Origin of the sequence: Lentzea aerocolonigenes, from assembly GCF_000955955.1 — a bacterium.
Classification (GTDB): Bacteria; Actinomycetota; Actinomycetes; order Mycobacteriales; family Pseudonocardiaceae; genus Lentzea; species Lentzea aerocolonigenes_A.
Genome location: NZ_JYJG01000207.1, coordinates 22,976 through 41,842 on the forward strand (window position 1 = coordinate 22,976; position 18,867 = coordinate 41,842).

The following is an 18,867-nucleotide window of genomic DNA, read 5'->3' on the forward strand; positions in this document are numbered from 1 at the left end:
GGTGATCATGGAACGTGCAGGTCCGAGCAGGCGAAAGCCCCGGCTCCGTCGAGGAGGAGCCGGGGCTTCACGAACGCACTAGGCCGGCACGGACGCCACACCCGGCGCCAGGAACCGCTTGCCCGTCACCTTCTCCGAGATGCCGGAACGGTCCAGGTACGGCGTGATGCCGCCCAGCCAGAACGGCCACCCGGCGCCCAGGAGCATGCACAGGTCGATGTCCTGCGCCTCCGCGACCACGCCCTCGTCGAGCATGATCCGGATCTCCTCGGCCAACGCCTCCAGCGCGCGGGTCTTGACCTCTTCACCCGACAGCGGAGCGTTTCCGAACTCCCACAGCGCCAGGACCTCGGGGTCGACCGTCTGCGCGCCAGTGGAGTCCCACTGCCAGACGGCGCCCTTGCCCGCGGCGACGAACTTCTTCATGTTCTCCGACACCGAGAAGCGGTCGGGGAACGCGCCGTGCATCGTCTCCGACACGTGCAGCGCGACGGCGGAACCGACCAGCTGCAGCAGGATCATCGGCGACATCGGCAGGCCGAGGGGCTCGGTGGCCTTGTCCGCGACCTCGAACGAGGTGCCCTCGTCGACCGACTTGATGACCTCGCCCATGAAGCGGGTCAGCAGGCGGTTCACGACGAACGCGGGCGCGTCCTTCACGAGCACGGAGGACTTCTTGAGCTGCTTGCCGATCGAGAACGCCGTCGCCAGGGTGGCGTCGTCGGTCTGCTCGGCGCGCACGATCTCCAGCAGCGGCATGACCGCGACCGGGTTGAAGAAGTGGAAGCCCACGACCCGCTCGGGGTGCTTGAGCTTCGACGCCATGTCCGTGATGGACAGCGACGACGTGTTCGTGGCGAGGATGGCCTCGGGGGAGACGTGCTCCTCGACCTCGGCGAACACCTGCTGCTTCACGCCCAGGTCCTCGAACACGGCCTCGATCACGAAGTCGGCGTCACTGAAGGCCGCCTTGTCCAGCGAACCGGAGACCAGCGCCTTCAAGCGGTTCGCCTCGTCCGGCGAGATCCGCTTCTTCGACGCCAGCTTGTCGATCTCGCTGTGGACGTAGCCGACGCCCTTGTCCACGCGCGCCTGGTCGATGTCGGTCAGCACGACCGGCACGTGCAGGCGGCGGATGAACAGCAGCGCCATCTGCGAGGCCATCAGACCGGCGCCGACGACACCGACCTTGGTCACCTTGCGCGCCAACGACTTGTCCGGCGCGCCGGCCGGACGCTTCGCGCGCTTCTGCACCAGGTTGAACGAGTACAGGCCGGCCCGCAGCTCGTCGCTCATGACGAGGTCCGCGAGGCCCTCGGTCTCGGCGGCGTAGCCCTTGTCCAGGTCGTTCTCGCGCGCCAGCTCCAGCAGGTCCAGCGCCTTCAACGCACCCGGCGCCGCGCCCTTGGTCTTGCCGTGCACGATCGCCTTGGCCCGCGCGACGGCGGCGTCCCACGCCTCGCCGCGGTCGATCTCCTTGCGCGGCACCGTGATCTCGCCACGCACCACGGAGGACAGCCACAGCAGCGACTGCTCCAGGTAGTCGGCGGAGTCGAACAGCACGTCCGCGATGCCCAGCGCCAGAGCTTCCTTGGGCTTGAGCATCTTGTTCTGGTTCAACGCGTTCTCGAAGATCACCGTCACGGCGTCGTTGGCGCCGATCAGGTTCGGCAGCAGCTGCGTGCCGCCCCAGCCCGGGAACAGGCCCAGGAACACCTCGGGCAGCGCGATCGCGGCCGCGTTCGACGCCAGCGTGCGGTAGTGGCACGACAGCGCGAGCTCGAGGCCACCGCCCATGACCGCGCCGTTGACGAAGGCGAAGGTCGGGATGTCCGAGTCGGTGAACTTCTTGAAGACCTCGTGGCCCAGCTTGCCGATCGTCACGCCCTGCGAACGGTCGGTCGCCTGCTCGACGGCGGTCAGGTCCGCGCCCACCGCGAAGATGAACGGCTTGCCGGTCACCGCGATGGCCGCGGGCGACGCCGCGTAAGCCTCGTCGAACGCCGCGCCCAAAGACACGAGCGATTGCGGGCCGAACGTCGACGGACGCGTGTGGTCCAGGCCGTTGTCGATCGTGATGAACGCGACCGGCTTGTCCAGGCCCGGCACCGAGATCAGACGAGTCTTGGCAACGGTGACGACCTCGTCGGGGAAGATCGCCTTTGCTTCCTCAGCGGTGATGGTCACTTGCCACTCCAGTTCGGGTTCTCCCAGATGACCGTTCCACCCATGCCGATGCCGATGCACATGGTGGTGAGGCCGTAACGGACGTCCGGACGCTCGGCGAACTGACGCGACAGCTGCGTCATCAGGCGAACACCCGAGGAAGCCAGCGGGTGGCCAGTGGCGATCGCGCCGCCCCACTGGTTCACGCGGGGGTCGTCATCGGCGATGCCGAAGTGGTCCAGGAACGCGAGCACCTGGATCGCGAACGCCTCGTTCACCTCGAACAGGCCGATGTCCTCAATGGACAGACCGGCGCGCTCGAGAGCCTTCTCCGTGGCCGGAACCGGGCCGATGCCCATGACCTCGGGCTCGACGCCCAGGAACGAGTAACCGACCATCCGCATGCCGACGGGCAGGCCGAGCTCGCGCGCGGTCTCCTCCTCGGCGAGGATGCAGCCGGTCGCGCCGTCGTTCAGACCGGCCGCGTTGCCCGCGGTGATCCGGCCGTGCGGGCGGAACGGCGTCTTGAGCTTGGCCAGGTCCTCGACCGTGGTGCCAGGACGCGGCGGCTCGTCGGCGGTGGCGAGGCCCCAGCCGTTCTCGGCGGAGCGGGTCGCGACGGGCACGAGCTCCGGGCCGATCTTGCCGTTCTTGATCGCGTCGGCGTACTTGGCCTGCGAGGCGGCCGCGTAGGCGTCCGTGCGGTCCTTGGTGATGTGCGGGAACCGGTCGTGCAGGTTCTCCGCGGTCTGGCCCATGACCAGTGCGCTGGTGTCGACGATCTTGTCCGACAGGAAGCGCGGGTTCGGGTCGACGCCCTCGCCCATCGGGTGGCGGCCCATGTGCTCGACGCCGCCCGCGATGGCGATGTCGTAGGCGCCGAACGCGATGCCGCTCGCCGCGGTGGTGACGGCGGTCATCGCGCCGGCGCACATGCGGTCGATCGAGTAACCGGGGACCGACTTCGGCAGGCCCGCGAGCAACGCCGCCGTGCGACCGAGCGTCAGGCCCTGGTCGCCGATCTGCGTGGTCGCCGCGATGGCGACCTCGTCGACGCGCTCCGGCGGCAGCTCGGGGTGCCTGCGCAGCAGCTCACGGATGACCTTCACGATGAGGTCGTCGGCACGGGTCTCGGCGAAAATGCCCTTCGGGCCGGCCTTGCCGAACGGCGTACGGACGCCGTCGACGAAGACCACGTTCCGAACGCGTGCCGGCGCTGCTGGTGCGGCCACGGCGTCTCCTCCACTTGTGGTGACAACTCTGTCCACCGGGCAGGGGGTGCGCGACATCCCTACCGGTCGGTAACGCCAACTCTAACCCTAGTTACTGGTGAGTAACCACTGCGGCACCCCTGTTGGTTGCGTCACACACCTTGCGCACGATCAGGAACAGCGGCAACCCGACCGGGGCCAGCAGGATCGTGATCACCAGAACGGGTGCCATCACCAGCGGGTGGACGTTCAGTCGACGCCCCTCCAGGTACATCCAGCGCCCGACGAACAGGTCCCACGCGATCATGTGCGCCCACACCAGCGTCGCGCCCACCTCGGTGCTCATGAACTGGGCCAGCGCGGGCAGTTCCGGTCGTGTGACCAGCGGCAACAGCTCCGGCAGCACGGGGATCATCAACAGCACGTAGATCGCCACGACCGGCAGGATGATCAGGTACGACTCGGCGATCCGCTTCGTCCACGACCACTTAGGCGCGAAGATCATGAGTGCCCAGAACGGCGCGGCCAGCACGAACGTCAGGCTGAACAGGGTGGCGGTCATGCGTTCACGAGCTCCTTGTTGTTGTTCTGTTGCGGCTGCCGCGCCCACACCACACCCAGTGCGGTGGCGGCGACGAGAGCGGCGGCGACGATCAGGGTGAGTGCGTCAGGCTGGATGAGGGACTGCCCGCGCAACGCCTGCCAGGTGACGAGGACGGTCAGGCCGAGGTAGCCGCCACTGAGCGCCCACGCGAGGCGCGCGTTGGCCCAGCGGCCGGCGAAGAAGATCAGCAGGGGCAGGATCTGCACCGCGTGCATGCCGATGAAGTGGCCGATGCGGAGGTCGCCGTGCACGGTGCTCCAGCCGGTGAAGGGCATGTACGAGCCGCCGTCGGGTCCGCCGATCGAGTGGCTGCCGATCACGCCCTTCTCGGGGGACTGGCCGGCGCGCTGCTGCGTCATGAGGAAGCCGACGCTCATGCCGGCGAGCGCGATGAGCAGGCTGAGCCGGATCGTCCAGCTCTGGGCGGGGTTGCCGAACTTCTTGCGGAACAGCAGCACTGCGATGACCAGGCTCGTGCTGAACAGGACCATGGCCAGCAGACCCATGGCTCCGAACAGTGCCGTGTCCAGCGGTGTCTCGAAGTTGAAGTGGCTGCGCTTGCCCCTGGTGACCTGCACGGTGATGATCACCATCTCGGCGACGCCAGCTGCAGTGAACACGGTGCCGAGCCACCACGCGATCTTGCGCAGGCGACCTTCGAGCAGGCTGGTGAACCACGCCAGCGAGGCGCTGTAGAGCGTGAACGACACGGCGAACTTGAACGGCTTGAACCAGATGGGCGAGTCGAGCAGCATCCGGTCGTCCAGCAGCATGCCGAGTGCGGCGATCGGAGTAAGTACGGCCATGGACAGCGTGAAGAGCATTAACGGCCGGTGCCAGTTGTATGCGGTCTTCAGCATCTGAGTCCCCTCAGTGGAATGGATAGCGGTGCTCGCCGCTATCGGAAAGGTACACTATCCATATGCGTGTTGGCGAGCTTTCGAAGCGAAGTGGCGTCCCGGTGGCGACGATCAAGTACTACCTGCGTGAGGGACTGCTGCCCGCCGGCGTGCTGACCAGTCCGAACCAGGCTCACTACGACGACGAGCACCTCCGCCGCCTACGGCTGGTGCGGGCGCTCGTCGACGTCGGTGGACTCTCCATCGCCTCGGTGCGCGACGTTCTCGTCGCCGTCGACACCCGCGACGACTCCCTGCACAACAAGCTCGGCACCGTGCAGGAGGCCATCACCCAGCCGGGCTCGGCCGAGCTGGACCCGCTCGCCGTCAAGGACGTGCAGGAGTTCTTCGCGCGGCAGGGCGCGACCGACTGCGTCGACGTGACCGAAAGCCACGTCACGCACATGCTGGCCACCGCGTTGTCCGCGGCACGCTCGGTCGGGCACGACGACTTCCGCAACCTGCTCGACCCCTACCTGGAGGGGTTGAAGATCATCGCGCGGGCCGACCTCGAGTACATCACGCGGCACGGCTCACCCGACGACATCATCGAGGGCATGGTCGTGGGCACCTTGATCGGCGACGCCGTGCTGAAGGCGGTGCGGCGGCTCGCACACGGTCAGGTGTCGCGCGAAGTGTTCGGTCAGCGGCCCCCGGACTAGCTCCCGGAACTGATATATCGGCCGATATATCAGTTCGGCGATCTCACGCGCGGGCCTGCGACCTGCTGCTTAGCAATGACTCTTTGGACTTCGTCCGCAAAAGACTCATTGCAAGGGCCGCAGGGCGGCGGGAGTGGCGAGCAGGGTGAGGACGCGGTCGGCGTGCGCGGTGAGGCGCTGGTCGTGGGTTATCAAGATCGTGGTGCGGCCGCTGGCGAGGCGGCGCAACGGGCCCAGGAGACGGTCGGCGGAGGCGGCGTCGAGGCTCGCGGTGGGTTCGTCGAGGACGAGGATCGGGGTGTCGGCGACGACGGCTCGGGCGATGGCGAGGCGCTGGCGTTGACCACCGGACAGGCCGTGACCGTGCTGGCCGATGATCGTCTCGTAACCCTCGGGGAGCGCGGTGATGAAGTCGTGCGCGTCGGCTTGGACGGCTGCGTTGACAACGTTGTCATAAGTGACGCTGGGCGAGCCGAAGGCGATGTTGTCGTAGATCGTCGTGTGGAACATCTGCGTCTGCTGGCTGACGAGGGCGATGTTCGAGCGGAGCGAGGCGAGGGTCAGGTCGCGGAGGTCGACGCCGTCCAGCGTGATGGTGCCGGCCGACGGGTCGTAGAAGCGGAGCAGGAGTTTCGCGATGGTCGACTTGCCCGCGCCGGACGCGCCGGTGATGGCCAGCAGTTCGCCGGGGTGGATCTCGATGGTGAAACCCTCTAGCACCGGTGACTGGGTGTCTGCATACCGGAAGTCGACCGACTGCATGCGGATGAGGCCGCGGGCGCGGGGGAGGCTGCGAGGGCCGTCGACGAGGGGTGACTGGGCGTCCAGGAGTTCGATGATGCGTTCGGAACCCGTGGCGGCGGCGGAGGCCATCACGCGGAGCTGGCCGAGTTGCTGGACCGGGGCGTAGAGGGAACTGAGGATCGCGGCGAACGCCAGGACGCCGCCGAGGCTGATGCGGCCGGAAGCGATCTCCCAGGCGCCCAGGCCGATGACGGCGAGCACGCTGACCGTCTGGGCGAGGTGCACGACCGGGGCGTAGAGGCCGCTGAGCCGCGCGATCGAGAGGTTCGTCGCGAGCATGCGGAGGCCGGCGGATCGAAGGCGGGCGGACTCGGCCGGCTGGCGGTTGCAGGACTGGACGACCGTGACGTTCGCGAGGCTCTCTTCGAGGATGGCGGTGATGTCGCCGTTCAACGCGCGCTGCTCGCGGGAGCGGCGGTTGATGTGCTGGGCGAACTTGCGGGTCACGAGCGCGAACAGCGGGACGACCACGAACGCGGCGAGGGCCAGCTCCCAGCTCAGGTAGAGCGCGTAGCCGGCGAAGAACACGACGCTGAACAGCGCGGTGATCACCTGGACGACGCCGGAGCCGACGAAACGTTCGACCGTGTCGACGTCGTCGGTCAGGCGGGCGATCAGGTCGCCGGGGCGGCGGCTTTCGAAGAAACCGGGCGGCTGGCGGTGCAGATGCGCGAAGACTTTTGTGCGCAGGCGCAATAGAAAGCGTTCACCGGTTCGTTCGGTCAGATAGGTGCCGCCGAATACGAGGAAACTCGACAGCGTGGCGACGCCGACCCACGTCGCGGCGGGGCGCCAGAATCCTGAGATGTCGCCGGAACGCAGTGCGTTGTCGACGATTTTCGCGAACAGTGAGACCGCGTAGGCGTCGCACGCGGCCGCGCCCACGAGCAGAACGCTGCTGACGGCGAGCCAGCGCCGGTCGCCACGGGTGAACGGCCAGAAACGGCGGAAGACGGCACGCGCGGACAGGGCGGTTCCCGGCACGAGAGGGCTCCTATCAGGGAGAAGGCCCGCGGCGTGGAGGCGCCGCAGGCCAAGTCGGCCTACTAGTCGCGAGGCGTGCCGCCGACGGGGTTCCTCGGCGTCACCCACTGGCGCGGCACGCTGCGCGGGATGACGTCGCACGGGTTGGTGCGCGGACCGACTTCGATGCGGGGGCGGGTGTCAGCCATGGTGGTTCCTTTCCGTTGTGGCCATCGCGGTTGATGGCGACGAGGAAAACGTTAAACAGCCACCCGTTTCAGCGACGTCTCGCAATGTCGTTATGCCGGTGAAACAACTGTTGTGCGAGGGTGAGAAAACCATGAGGAGGTGGCGATGCGCGTGCTGATCGCCGAGGACGAACCCGTTCTGGCGGACTTCATCGCCGACGGGCTCCGGCAGCTGGCAATGGCCGTCGACATCGCGCACGACGGCCTCACCGCGACGGAAAAGCTCGCCGGAAACGAGTACGACGTCGTTGTGCTGGACCGGGATCTGCCCGGAAAGCACGGCGACGACGTGTGCCGCGAGCTCATCGCGTCCGGTGTGCGCACGCGGGTCCTCATGCTCACGGCGATGGACGACGTCCGCGAGCGCGTCAAAGGGCTGCGCATCGGCGCGGACGACTACCTCGGCAAGCCGTTCGACTTCGACGAGCTCGTCGCGCGCATCGACGCCCTGGGCCGCCGGAGCACTCCCGCGGCGCCGCCCGTCATGCGGCACGGCGGCATCGAGATGAACACCGCGCTCCGCCAGGCGTCGCAGAACGGGCGCTTCTTGTCGTTGTCCGTCAAGGAGTTCGGAGTGCTGCACGCGTTGATGGCGGCCAACGGCGCGGTGGTCAGCGCCGAAGAGCTGCTCACGAGTGTGTGGGACGAGAACGCCGATCCGTTCACGAACGCCGTGCGCATCACGATGTCCCGCCTGCGCGCGAAGCTCGACGACGCGAGCGCCATCGAGACCATCGCCGGCGTCGGCTACCGGCTGCGCGGTGACCAGACATGAGACGGACAACGCGAAGAATGTCGCTCAGGACCCGGCTGACGATCGTCCACATCGGACTTTTTCTCGTCGCCAGCACGATCGTCGTCACGTTCATCTACTTCGCGAACCGGGCGATCATCCTGCGGCTCGAACGAGCGGTGGCGCCGCGGATGTACATCTCCGAGGACGGCCCGAAGCCGGTCGGCGAGGTCGTGCCGCGCGACCAGGCCTGGGACGACGCGCTGGCCGGGCTGCTGTGGCAGTCGGTGCTGACGTTCCTGCTGATGGGCGCGGTCGCCGGGCTGCTCGGCTGGTGGCTCACCGGACGGGCGCTGCGGCGGGTCGACGCGGCGTTCGCGGCGCAGGGCCGGTTCATCGCGAACGCCTCTCACGAGCTGCGCACGCCGTTGACGGTGACCAGGACGCTGGTGCAGGTCGGACTGTCCTCCTCGGATCCCGGCCGCGTGCGGCGCGCCAGGGAAGAGCTCCTGCGCAGCAACGACAGGTCCATCGCGCTGATCAACGGTCTGCTCCACCTCGCGCGCGGCGAGCAGGAGCTGCGGGTGCGGGAACGGGTGCGGTTCGACGCCGTCGCCGAACGCGTCGCGAGCGAGATCGCCGGCCCGATCGACGTGCGCGCGGCCGCGGTGGAGGTGCTGGGTGACGAGCTGTTGCTGGAGCAGCTCGTGCACAACCTGCTCGACAACGCGGTGCGCTACAACGCTCCCGGCGGGGCGGTGTCGGTCCGGGTCACGCCTTCCGGGCACTGGGGCAGGCTGACCGTCGAGAATCCCGGCGAGGCCGTGACCGACGCGGACCTGCTGTTCGAGCCGTTCCACCGCGGGACGAGGCAGCGCACCGGGCCGGACGGCGCCGGGCTCGGCCTGTCCATCGTGCGTGCGGTGGTGGAGGCCCACGGCGGCAGGGTGCACGCGGAACCCCGTGAAGGCGGCGGTCTCGTGGTCACCGTGGAAATTCCGCGCGCTGGGTGAAAGAGCGGGAGTCCTGCCGGACATGTCCCGAGGTGGAGCAGGTGGACGTGGAACCGCGCCGAACGGGATTCGAGGCCGTCGCGCAGGAGCTGATCGAGCCGTTGCGCCGATATCTGGCCCGGCGGACCGACTCGGCGACCGCGGAGGACGTGCTGTCCGAGACGCTGCTGGTCGCGTGGCGGCGCCGGACCGAGATGCCGGCTGAGCCGCTGGCCTGGGCATATGCCGTGGCGCGCAACTGCCTCGCCAACGCCGAACGGGCACGCCGCAGACAGGACAGGCTGCTCGTGCGGATCTGGCAGGTGGCGAGACCGCCCGAATACGCGCCCGCCCGCGACGACCCCGACCCGGAGCTCGCCAGGGCGTTCGCGCGGTTGTCGGCCGTCGACGCCGAGCTGGTGCGGCTCTGGGCCTGGGAGGAGCTCGGCCCCGCCGAGATCGCCCAGGTCGTCGGCATGAGCGCCAACGCGGTCAGCATCCGCCTGCACCGCGCCCGCAAGAAGATGAAGTCCGTTCTTGATGAGGAAGGAAGCGGCCATGAGTGACGGTGTGAGCGACGGGGATCTGCGCGACCGCATGCGCCGCGCTGACCCGGCGGCGTCGTTGCGCCCGTTGCCGGAGGACGAGGCCAGGCGGCTCGTGGCCGGTGCCGCGCTCGATCTACCAGTCGTGCGCAAGTCGTATACAAGGCGTGTACCAGTGCTGATCGGTGCTGCGGCTGTTGTCGCGCTGGCCGCCGGCGTGGTCGTGCTGGCCAACACCGGTGCCGGGCACTCGCCGGACTGGAGGGTCGCGCTGCCGACCTCGGAGTCGAACCAGTCAGGTCTCGCCACCGGCTCCGGGGCGCCGGACGGCAGTGGTGACGGGCAGCCGACGACCAGCGGCCGGCCGCGTCCCAGCGCGGGGACCACGTCGGTGCCCGTGCCACCGGTCAGCCCCAGCGCGTCGGTGGGCCGCAAGACCACGGTCGCGGTGCTGACGGACAGCCCGCAGGATCCCGACGTCCGGTGCCCCAAGCCCCAGGCCGGGTTCCTCGCCGAGAACGCGGGCATGGCGTTCGAGGCGACCGCGCTGAAGATCGAGGGCAACGTCGTGACGCTGCAGGTGCATCACGCGTGGATCGGTGAGGCCGACGTCATCGAGGTCAGGAACACCACCGCGTCGCCGGTGCTCGCCGGGTTCGCGCCAGAGGTGGGCCGGAAGTACCTCGTCGCGGCGGCGGACGCCGAGGTGATGGGCTGCGGGTACAGCGGTCTCGACGAGCCCGGCCTGCGCGCGGTCTACGACGAGGCGTTCCCGAAGCGGTGACACGAGGAAAGGCCCGGCCGAAGCCGGGCCTTTCGCACTACTTCGTCAGGTAGGCGTTGATCACGGTCTGGGTGACCGAGTCACCGCCCTTGCTCACCGCGGTGGCTCGCAGCGACACGCTCCCGCCCTTGGCCGGGTTGGTCACGAACATCGAGTCGCCCACGACCCACGCCTTCTGCCACGTGGCGCCCTTGTCGTAGGACACCTGCGCGGACAGCGACTTGTTCTGTCCACCCTGGACGGACAGCGGGATGCGCTGGAACCGGTGCGCGGGCAGGGTTCCGTCGAGTGCCAGCTCCGGTGTGAACCGGACCATCGACAACGGCACCTGAGTCGGGCTCTCGGTGCGTGCGGAGTTGAAACCCCACGTCGTCGTGACCGAGGTGCTGATCGCCGCGACGCCGGAGCGGTTCGCCGTGGTGGTCAGCTCGTACCGGCCGGGGGCCTCGGGCATCGAGAAGAACGTCTCGAGGTCGAGCGGCCGGCCGGTCGAGTCGATCACCTTGTCGCCGAGCTTCAGCACCGTCGACCCCGACTCCACCACCGAGCCGCCGGGGCGGCCCTGGCCGTCGGTGAAGAACGGCAGGCTGCCGAAGAGGATGTCGCCGTCGCGGAACAGGCCGACGCGGCGTTCACCGGACAACGTGGGACCGAAAACGCCGGTGTTGAACGTTTTCTTGTAGGTCCTGCCGGGTTTGAACTGCTCCTCGGCGGCGGTCCAGTACGCCTCGGTGGCGTCACCGTGGTCCTGCTCGAAGCGAAAGCCCCAGGTGTGCTTCGTGGAGTACAGGTGCAGCTTTCGTTTGTGCGGCAGGGCATAGCCGAACGCGACGCCGAACACCGGGTTGTCGCCGAGCGCTGCTTCCGCGTGCAGGAAGCCCGTTCGTCCCTCGGCGGTGGCACCCGCGGAAGCCTCGATCGTCACGAGGTCCTTGGCCTTCAGGTGTTTGCGGTAGCCGGTCCAGAACTGCGTGAGCGTCGTGGACTGGTCGGCCAGGTGGTACTCGTCGTGGTCGGCGCCGGTGTACGAGGCGACGATCAGCTCGTTCATCTCGCCGGGCTTGCCGGCCGGGCCGACGTGCGCGGTGCTGAGGACGTTGAGCGGCAGGCCGAGCAGGCCCCAGCCGTACTCCATCGACGGCACCTCGTGGCCGACCCTGACGTACGAGTGGCGCTCGGCGGGGTTGTCCGGCAACGCGATGTCGACCGGCTTGGCCAGGCGGGCGTCCAGCGTGATCGTGGTGTCGCCGGTGATCTCGAAGTTGGTGCCGTTGAACCAGTTGTAGCCGGGGTTCGGCTGTTCGGGGCCGACCCACTGGCGGGCGCTCAGCAGGTAGCGGCCCTTGGGCACGCGCAACGTCTCCAGGCCGGTGCCGAGCTGGTTGAACGAGCCCTTCGCGTCGCCGGTGACACCCTGCAGGTCGGTGCGCCAGTCCGCGGCGGGCTTGCCGTCGCGGCCGATCATCTTGACCGTGACGCTGTAGCGCTCGGGTTCGCGCGTCACAGCTGCCGGTGTGACAACGGTTTGGCCGCCGCCGCCGCTCGCGTTGACGTACGCGCTGAACGTGCCGGACGCGTCGCCGCCGAGCTTCGTGTCAGCGGTGATCTTCGTGCTCGCGGTGCCGTGCGCCGGGACCGTCAGCTTCGTGTCCTTGAGGGTGAAGAAGCCTTGCGGTGCGGAGGTGTTCATCGCGAGGTCGAGCGTGACCGGCTGGTCGCTTTCGTTGCGGTACACGACATCGCGCGTGATCGGGGCGTCGTCGTGGTGCGGCCACAGCGCCGTGCCGAACGAGACCGAGCCGCTCGTGACGGTCTGCTTGATCGCCTTGGCGACGTCCGTGCGGCCCGCCCCCTGCTCGAACGGGTTGTGGGCACCCGGTTTCGCGGACGCCATCAGCGCGGCCTTGAGCTGGTCGCCGCGCCAGTCCGGGTGGGCCTGGGCCAGGATCGCCGCGGCACCCGTGACGTGCGGGGTGGCCATCGACGTGCCGCTCAGCGTGACGTAGCCGTCGGCGGGCTTGGGCTGCGTCTCGCCGAGCTTGCCCGCGGCGGCGGCACCGATGCCGACGCCGGGTGCGGTGATGTCGGGCTTGATCGCGCCGTCGCCGTCGCGCGGGCCGGTGCTGGAGAAGCTCGCCAGCTTGTCGTCGCGGTCGACGGCGCCGACGGTGAGGGCCGCGTCGGCGCTGCCGGGGGAACCGACGGTGTTCGGGCCGGAGTTGCCCGAGGCGATGACGAACAGCGTGCCGGTCTCCTGGGAGAGCTTGTTGATCAAGATCTCCATCGGGTCCAGCAACGGGCCGTCCTCGCCGCCGAGGCTCATGTTGACGACGTCGGCTCCTTGCTCCACCGCCCACTCGATGCCCGCGAGGATCCCGGACTCGTAACCGGAACCGTCGTCGCCGAGCACCTTGCCGTCGATGATGCGCGCGCCGGGAGCCACGCCCTTGTACTTGCCGCCCGACTTCGCCCCGGTGCCGGCGGCGATGGACGCGACGTGCGTGCCGTGGCCGACGCGGTCTGAGTTGTCGGGGGAGTCGGTGAAGTTCTTCTCCGCGATCTCCTGGGTGGCGAGGTCGGGGTGGGTGTTGTCGACGCCGGTGTCGAGCACCGCGATCTTGACGCCCTTGCCGTCGAACCCTTGTTGCCACGCTTGCGGCGCACCGATCTGCGCGGTGCTGCGGTCGAGCTCGGCCTTGTGCACCGCGTCGAGCCAGATCGTGGGCTGCGCTGAGCGGTGGGTTTCCAGCGACTGCCACAGGCTCGGCGAGGTCACCGTGACGGCGTCGACGCCGATCTTGCTGAACGAACGCGCTCCTGGCAGGCCGGTGTCGGTGGACACGAGCACGCGGAGGCCGTTGTGCTTGGTGTACTCGGGGCGGCCCAGCAGGGCGAGGTCGAACAGGCGCTGGTCGAGTTTGCCTTCCGCGATCAGGCTTTCGGTGTCGGCGGGGATGGCGTAGAAGTGCTTGCCGTCTTCCCTGGTGGAGACGGGGATGCGCTCACGGCCCGCAGCCGGCTTGAACTCGGCGGGCTTGCCCTTGTCGTCCGTGCGGACCCGGTCGCCGGTGACGAGGGTGATCCAGTGGGTGGTGGTTTTCGGGGCTGTTTCAGCGTTTGCGGCTGGTGTGAGCGCCGTGGCCAGCACGACGCCGGCCACGGCGAGGGGGAGAATTCGTTTCACACAGGGGACATGTCCGTCAGGAGGACCTGGTCTTTCAGTAGGTGATGCCCGGGAAATTCACTTTTGCCTGGTCGAACTGGGCACGGTTGAACCCGGAGTTGAACGCCTGCTGCGCCATGCCGCTGAGGTCGCGGCCCACGGCGCCACTCATGAAGTGGACGAACTCACCGGCGTTCATCCGGCGCGTGTAGATCAGGTTGCGGTCGTCGTTCTCCTGCCGCTTCGGGAAGTGCTGGTTGAGCAGCCCGAAGAAGCGGTCCATGAACGCCATGGTGCTGCCGGTCTCCTGGTACAGCGGGTGGAACCAGTCGCGGAACCACGCCGCCTGGCGCGCGCCCTGCGGCAGGTCGTCGCGATTGTTCATGTACTGGTTGAAGACCCGGTTCGCGTCGTCGGTGCGGCCCGACTTGCGGTAGAAGTCGTACTGGCAGATCTCGGCCCACTTGCTGTCGCCCCAGATCTCGCCGTACGCGGGGGATTCGTGCACGCCCTGACTCGCGCCCTCGACGATGTGGCACTCCTCGTGCGTGATGACGTCGCGCAGGACCGCGTTGTTGATGCTCCACCCGTCGTCGCCGACGTCGATCGTGTTGCGGAACCCGGCGAAGCCGTCGAACCGGTTCACCACCGTGCCGCCGTGGTACTTGCCCTCGTGGAAGAACGCGAGCAACGGCTTGGGGTAGCCGAACCTTGTGCAGTTCGGCCCGATCGGTGCCGGGAGCGGCCGGTTGACCGCGCAGCTGCCGTAGGTCTCGCGGTAGTGGCGCCAGACCTCCGTGACGAACGGCGTCGCCCACGCCGTCTGTGCCGGCGGGAGCCTCAGCAGCTCCGGGTCGAAGTACACGGCGACGTCGGCGTTGCACGACACCCTGGTCATCAACGGCGTGTGCTCGGCGACGTAGTCGGTCACGGTCGGCGGGGCGTCGGGGTGGCACGTGCCGGGATCGCCTCCGATCGGCGGCGGATCCAGGTAGACCTCGAACTCGTAGATCCGTGCGGTGCCGTCGCTGACGTTGAGCCTGACGTAGCGGGCGGTGCGCTGGGTCCAGGTGTGGCGGGTGACGTCGGCGGCGTTGCCGGTCGTGGTCGACGCCGTCGTGAAGTTCGTGCCGTCGGTGCTCGTCTGGACGGTGAACGAGCTGGTGTTGCCTCCTTCTCCACCGGCTCCGGCGTGGCGGATGATCACGCCGCCGACAGTCCTGCCCGCCTGCAGGTCGACCTGGAGGAACTTGGTCGCGGCATTCGAACACCACTTGTCTGCGAGGCCGCCGCTGACGCTGCCGTTGACGGCCTTCTCGGGGCCTTCGCTCGCGGTGCACGGCGTGCTGCTCGTCGCCGGGCGGTTGAGAGCGAGGTTGCCCGACGGCTGTCCGCCGTCCGCGTCGTACACCTCGAACTCGTAGATCCGGGCCGTGCCGGACCCGCCTTGCTCGGCCTGCGTGATGTTGAGCCGGACGTACCGCGCGCTGGTGGCAGCGATGTCATGGGTCGACACGTCGGCGGTGTTGCCGGTGACGGTCGTGGTGGTGGTCCAGGTCGTGGCGTTGGTGCTCGTCTGGATGGTGAAGGCGCGGGTGTTGAGGTCTTGGCCTTCGTCGCCGGCGCCCGCGTGCTTCAGGACGAACCGGCTGATGGTGAGTGGTGAGCCGAGGTCGACCTGGAGGTACTTCGTGGCCGCGCCCGAACACCACTTGTCCGCGTTTCCGCCGGTCACGGAGCCGTTGACCGCTTTGGCCGGCGATTCCTCCGCGACGCAGCTCACGGATCCGGAGGCGGGCTTGTTGAGCGCCACGTTGGTCGCCGCCACCGCGTGCGGCGCGGTGGCGACGGTGGCGCCGATGATCAAGACGAAGCCGGTGAGGAACCGGGAAATCTGACGACGATGTGATGATCTCTGCATCGGTCGAGCCCCAATCCGTCGTGACAACGTTGTCAAGGCGGCGGTACCGGGAAGTTTACCGGCGCTGTTCAGGCTTGAAATGCGCTCAATGGACGTGACCGGCGGTCCAGAATTTCCCAGCGACGTCTGGGCTTCGGGTACGGCTGGAACGCATGACGACACGCGTGCCGTGGGACTCCGAGAGCACGTCATCGGCGACTTCACTCCCGACGAGCATGCGGCGATCCAACAAGTCGTGCACTCCGCGGGTACCGCTCTGAGCGAGCTGCTGCCGGTCGAGCGGCTGTACGTGTTGTCGCTCGGCAGCCAGCAGGCCCACCGCACGTCCGCTGGCACCTCGCGCCGCTGTCGCGGCAACCGGATGGCCAACTGATATATCGGTTTCGTCAAGCCCTGCAACCTGGTGCTTAGCAATGACTCTTTGGACTTCGTCCGCAAAAGACTCATTGCAATGAGCGTTGCCAACGGAGCTCGCCGTCCTGCTCCTCGGGGGTCGGGGTGAGCCCGGCCGAGGTGGCGACGGCAGCCGACGCGTGGTGGTCCCGGTGGATGTGGGCGACGACGGTGTGGACCGGTTGGGTGGCGAGCCAGTCGACGAGACCCCGCGCCGCTTCGCCCGCGATGCCCTGGCCCTGCCAGGGCGTGCCGACCACCCAAGCGATCTCCGCGGTCGAGTCGGCGATGGTCGCCTGGACAGTGCCGACAAGACAGCCCGAGGCGCGCAGCAAGATCACCCAGTTGAGCCACTGCTCGGTGGGGTCGGGGGAGCCGGCGACCAGTCGTTCGTAGCGGACGCGGAGGGCGTCCGGGGTGAGTGGGGTGCCGCCGATGAACGTGTGCAGCGCCGGGTCGGAGAGCACCGAAGCCATCTCCGGGACGTGCTCAACCCGCAGCGGCAGCAGGTCCAGCCGAGAGGTGCGGATCATGCGGAACTGCCCCTTGCAATGAGTCTTTTGACGACGTCGTCCAAAGTCTCATTGCTAAGGGGCAGGTCAGCAAGGGTTGTGGGAACTGATATATCGGATATCAGCGTGAGACTGATATATCGGTTACGAGGGCGGGGCCGTTGCCGTCAGGGCCTTCGCGAGGGCTTCCAGGGTGAGGTCGACCTGCCACGAGCGGGCGCCGCCGTCGCGCAGCGCGGTGGCCACGGACTCCGGGGAGAGGTCGGCCGGCGGTTGCCAGCAGGTGCGGCGGACCAGGTCGGGCAGCAGGAGGTTCTCCACCGGGAGGGTGTTGGCCTCGGCGATCGCCGACAGGGCCGCGCGGGCCGCGGTGAGGCGGGCCGCTGCGTCCGGGTCCTTGTCCGCCCAGCGGTTGGGCGGGGGTGGGCCGTCGTGCTGGCCGGCGGGTTCCGGGAGCTCCGACTTGGGCAGATCGGCGCCCTTGCGCAGGGCGTTCATCCAGACGCCGGACATGCGGCGCTGGGCCCGGCCGCGGAAGACCGGCAACGAGAGCAGCTCGGCTTCGGAAGCCGGGTTGCGGGCGGCTGCCTCCATCAGGGCGGAGTCCGGGAGGACTCGGCCGGGGGCGATGTCGCGTTCGCGGGCCACGGCGTCGCGGGCTTCCCACAACGAACGCACCAGGGCCAGTTGACGCTGGTTGCGCACGCGGTGAATGCCCGACGTGCGCCGCCAGGGGTCGGTACGGGGGCGCGGCAACGGCGCCGTCCGCACCGCCTCGAACTCCTCGAGCGCCCAGGCGAGCTTGCCCTGGCGCTCCAGCTCGGTTTCGAGAACGTCGCGCAGCTGCACGAGCAGCTCCACGTCCAGAGCGGCGTACGTCAGCCAATCGGCAGGAAGGGGCCGGCGCGACCAGTCGGCCGCGCCGTGCCCCTTCTCGAGCCTGTAACCGAGTAGCCGTTCCACCAGCGTGCCGAGTGCGACACGTTCGAACCCAGCCAGCCTGCCCGCCAGCTCGGTGTCGAACAGCACGCCGGGACGCAGCCCGAGTTCGGCGAGGCACGGCAGGTCCTGAGACGCTGCGTGCAACACCCACTCAGTGCCTTCCAGCGCCTGCACCAGCGGGTCTAGCCGTCCGCCCAGGGCGATCGGGTCGACCAACCATGTGCCGGCGCCTTCCCGGCGCAGTTGCACCAGATAGGCACGCTGTGAGTAGCGGTAGCCCGAGGCTCGCTCGGTGTCCACCGCGACCGGGCCCTTCGCCCCGGCGAGCGCGTCAGCGGCTCGCCGGAGCGCAGCAGGATCGGCGACCACGGGCGGGACCCCATCAGCAGGTTCCGTCAGCGGTACCGGATCTGGTCCGGTTGGTGCGGTTGGCTCGTCGGCGGGTACATCCACAGCGGATGACCCTACGACGATCGCACCACTCACAGGTGTTCTCGGCCGGTTCAGTGCTTCAAACCGGTATCTAACGGATCACGCCGGCACGCATGGCCAGCGCGACCATCTGAGCGCGATCCCCGGTGCCCAGCTTCCGGCCGATCCGCGACAGGTGAGACTTCACCGTCAACGCGGACAAGCTCAGAGCCTCGCCGATTTCCTTGTTGCTCTGGCCATCGGCGACCAGCTGGAGCACCTCGACCTCACGTGCGGAGAGTTCCCGCGGCGTGTTGTCGGTGCCCGGCACCCGAGTACCCGCTGCGAGTACTGGTGCCACGCTCGGATCTGCGTAAACGCCGCCATCGAGAACCCTGCGCACCCCGTCGGTGACCACCATCGGAGAGGCGGACTTCAGGAGGTACGCCTGGGCGCCCGCCTGGAAGGCCGACCTGACCGCGTAGGGGTCGTCGGAGGATGCGAGGACCACGATGCGGGGCCAGCCCTGGGCACGGAGTTCCGTGACCAGGTCGATGCCGGTGCCATCCGGCAGGCCCAGATCGAGGATCGCGAGGTCGCAAGGTCCGGTTGCAAGTGCCCGCGCCCGAGCCTCTGCCACCGATGCGGCCTCATGCACTGTGCCGGCTCCCATTTGCGTGAGCCGAGCTGATATCGCCTCCCTCAGCAGTGGGTGGTCGTCGACCACCAGCACTGAAAAAAGCTCTTCCCGCGGGTGCGGGACCATGTTCGCCGGCAACGAGCCGGCTGGCGTGGTACGAACGGCCTGACCTAAGCCGACGGCAGCCACGTCACTACCTCCCTGGAGTCGGTCGTGCCCCCCGACCGCACGGCCCCGGCAAAGTCGTTTTGGCTTGTTAGGCCGGGATTCCGAG

General features: G+C 68.4%; 17 protein-coding genes. 6 read left to right on the forward strand and 11 right to left on the reverse strand.

What is annotated here, in order from left to right; all coding sequences use genetic code 11:
• Positions 1-78: 78 nt before the first annotated feature.
• The 4 genes from UK23_RS25840 to UK23_RS25855 are packed head-to-tail and all read right to left on the reverse strand — an operon-like array spanning position 79 to position 4,841.
• Positions 79-2,187, reverse strand: a complete 2,109-nt coding sequence (locus tag UK23_RS25840; protein ID WP_045314226.1) for a 3-hydroxyacyl-CoA dehydrogenase NAD-binding domain-containing protein — start codon at positions 2,185-2,187, stop codon at positions 79-81.
• Positions 2,184-3,455 (reverse strand): thiolase family protein, encoded by a 1,272-nt coding sequence (locus UK23_RS25845; RefSeq protein WP_419503901.1) that lies wholly within the window; start codon positions 3,453-3,455, stop codon positions 2,184-2,186. Before UK23_RS25845 ends, UK23_RS25840 begins: the two co-directional genes overlap by 4 nt.
• Before the next feature lie 34 nt (positions 3,456-3,489).
• Positions 3,490-3,939, reverse strand: coding sequence for an ABA4-like family protein (locus tag UK23_RS25850; RefSeq protein WP_045314228.1), 450 nt, complete (start codon positions 3,937-3,939; stop codon positions 3,490-3,492).
• Positions 3,936-4,841, reverse strand: coding sequence for a hypothetical protein (locus tag UK23_RS25855; protein ID WP_082114978.1), 906 nt, complete (start codon positions 4,839-4,841; stop codon positions 3,936-3,938). Before UK23_RS25855 ends, UK23_RS25850 begins: the two co-directional genes overlap by 4 nt.
• A 62-nt stretch (positions 4,842-4,903) precedes the next feature.
• Here UK23_RS25855 and UK23_RS25860 point away from each other — a divergent pair, with 62 nt between their 5' ends.
• A complete protein-coding gene (locus UK23_RS25860; protein ID WP_045314229.1) occupies positions 4,904-5,542 on the forward strand; it encodes a MerR family transcriptional regulator in 639 nt (212 codons plus the stop codon).
• Between the two features lie 105 nt (positions 5,543-5,647).
• Here the strand turns inward: UK23_RS25860 and UK23_RS25865 are convergent, their stop codons facing one another.
• Both UK23_RS25865 and UK23_RS54645 read right to left on the reverse strand, forming a co-directional pair.
• Positions 5,648-7,330, reverse strand: a complete 1,683-nt coding sequence (locus UK23_RS25865) for an ABC transporter ATP-binding protein (protein ID WP_052685046.1) — start codon at positions 7,328-7,330, stop codon at positions 5,648-5,650.
• A 62-nt stretch (positions 7,331-7,392) separates the two neighbouring features.
• Complete coding sequence (locus UK23_RS54645; RefSeq protein WP_269112309.1) at positions 7,393-7,518, reverse strand: hypothetical protein; 126 nt, start codon at positions 7,516-7,518, stop codon at positions 7,393-7,395.
• A gap of 145 nt (positions 7,519-7,663) precedes the next feature.
• Here UK23_RS54645 and UK23_RS25870 point away from each other — a divergent pair, with 145 nt between their 5' ends.
• The 4 genes from UK23_RS25870 to UK23_RS25885 are packed head-to-tail and all read left to right on the forward strand — an operon-like array spanning position 7,664 to position 10,611.
• The gene (locus tag UK23_RS25870) at positions 7,664-8,332 is read left to right on the forward strand and encodes a response regulator transcription factor (protein WP_045314240.1); all 669 of its coding nucleotides are present in this window, start codon (positions 7,664-7,666) and stop codon (positions 8,330-8,332) included.
• A 17-nt stretch (positions 8,333-8,349) separates the two neighbouring features.
• Positions 8,350-9,303: a sensor histidine kinase gene (locus UK23_RS25875; RefSeq protein ID WP_045314230.1), complete on the forward strand. Its 954-nt coding sequence runs from the start codon at positions 8,350-8,352 to the stop codon at positions 9,301-9,303.
• A gap of 41 nt (positions 9,304-9,344) precedes the next feature.
• Positions 9,345-9,848 carry an RNA polymerase sigma factor gene (locus UK23_RS25880; RefSeq protein ID WP_196777890.1) on the forward strand — a complete coding sequence of 168 codons (504 nt, stop codon included), beginning with the start codon at positions 9,345-9,347 and terminating at the stop codon, positions 9,846-9,848.
• On the forward strand, positions 9,841-10,611 hold the full coding sequence (locus UK23_RS25885) for a hypothetical protein (protein WP_045314231.1): 771 nt from the start codon (positions 9,841-9,843) through the stop codon (positions 10,609-10,611). Before UK23_RS25880 ends, UK23_RS25885 begins: the two co-directional genes overlap by 8 nt.
• 37 nt (positions 10,612-10,648) lie before the next feature.
• Here UK23_RS25885 and UK23_RS25890 read toward each other — a convergent pair whose 3' ends face one another.
• Positions 10,649-13,795 (reverse strand): S8 family serine peptidase, encoded by a 3,147-nt coding sequence (locus UK23_RS25890; protein ID WP_082114981.1) that lies wholly within the window; start codon positions 13,793-13,795, stop codon positions 10,649-10,651.
• Between the two features lie 34 nt (positions 13,796-13,829).
• Complete coding sequence (locus UK23_RS51910) at positions 13,830-15,695, reverse strand: discoidin domain-containing protein (protein ID WP_052685048.1); 1,866 nt, start codon at positions 15,693-15,695, stop codon at positions 13,830-13,832.
• A gap of 169 nt (positions 15,696-15,864) precedes the next feature.
• Here UK23_RS51910 and UK23_RS52935 point away from each other — a divergent pair, with 169 nt between their 5' ends.
• Positions 15,865-16,068: a hypothetical protein gene (locus tag UK23_RS52935; RefSeq protein ID WP_045314232.1), complete on the forward strand. Its 204-nt coding sequence runs from the start codon at positions 15,865-15,867 to the stop codon at positions 16,066-16,068.
• A gap of 70 nt (positions 16,069-16,138) precedes the next feature.
• Here UK23_RS52935 and UK23_RS25905 read toward each other — a convergent pair whose 3' ends face one another.
• The 3 genes from UK23_RS25905 to UK23_RS25915 form a co-directional block, all read right to left on the reverse strand.
• On the reverse strand, positions 16,139-16,621 hold the full coding sequence (locus UK23_RS25905; protein WP_045314233.1) for a GNAT family N-acetyltransferase: 483 nt from the start codon (positions 16,619-16,621) through the stop codon (positions 16,139-16,141).
• 123 nt (positions 16,622-16,744) lie between these two features.
• Positions 16,745-17,995 (reverse strand): ribonuclease D, encoded by a 1,251-nt coding sequence (locus UK23_RS25910; protein WP_045314234.1) that lies wholly within the window; start codon positions 17,993-17,995, stop codon positions 16,745-16,747.
• Between the two features lie 70 nt (positions 17,996-18,065).
• Entirely contained in the window at positions 18,066-18,719 is a 654-nt protein-coding gene (locus UK23_RS25915) for a response regulator (RefSeq protein ID WP_181320591.1), read from the reverse strand.
• Positions 18,720-18,867 lie beyond the last annotated feature (148 nt).

What these genes read in the sequence shown, in the direction of transcription:
- UK23_RS25845 (WP_419503901.1), bottom strand. Translation starts at nt 3,455, where the DNA reads ATGTCGCGCACCCCCTGCCCGGTGGACAGAGTTGTCACCACAAGTGGA.
- UK23_RS25850 (WP_045314228.1), bottom strand. Translation starts at nt 3,939, where the DNA reads ATGACCGCCACCCTGTTCAGCCTGACGTTCGTGCTGGCCGCGCCGTTC.
- UK23_RS25855 (WP_082114978.1), bottom strand. Translation starts at nt 4,841, where the DNA reads ATGCTGAAGACCGCATACAACTGGCACCGGCCGTTAATGCTCTTCACG.
- UK23_RS25860 (WP_045314229.1), top strand. Translation starts at nt 4,904, where the DNA reads ATGCGTGTTGGCGAGCTTTCGAAGCGAAGTGGCGTCCCGGTGGCGACG.
- UK23_RS54645 (WP_269112309.1), bottom strand. Translation starts at nt 7,518, where the DNA reads ATGGCTGACACCCGCCCCCGCATCGAAGTCGGTCCGCGCACCAACCCG.
- UK23_RS25870 (WP_045314240.1), top strand. Translation starts at nt 7,664, where the DNA reads ATGCGCGTGCTGATCGCCGAGGACGAACCCGTTCTGGCGGACTTCATC.
- UK23_RS25875 (WP_045314230.1), top strand. Translation starts at nt 8,350, where the DNA reads ATGTCGCTCAGGACCCGGCTGACGATCGTCCACATCGGACTTTTTCTC.
- UK23_RS25885 (WP_045314231.1), top strand. Translation starts at nt 9,841, where the DNA reads ATGAGTGACGGTGTGAGCGACGGGGATCTGCGCGACCGCATGCGCCGC.
- UK23_RS51910 (WP_052685048.1), bottom strand. Translation starts at nt 15,695, where the DNA reads ATGCAGAGATCATCACATCGTCGTCAGATTTCCCGGTTCCTCACCGGC.
- UK23_RS25905 (WP_045314233.1), bottom strand. Translation starts at nt 16,621, where the DNA reads ATGATCCGCACCTCTCGGCTGGACCTGCTGCCGCTGCGGGTTGAGCAC.
- UK23_RS25915 (WP_181320591.1), bottom strand. Translation starts at nt 18,719, where the DNA reads ATGGTCCCGCACCCGCGGGAAGAGCTTTTTTCAGTGCTGGTGGTCGAC.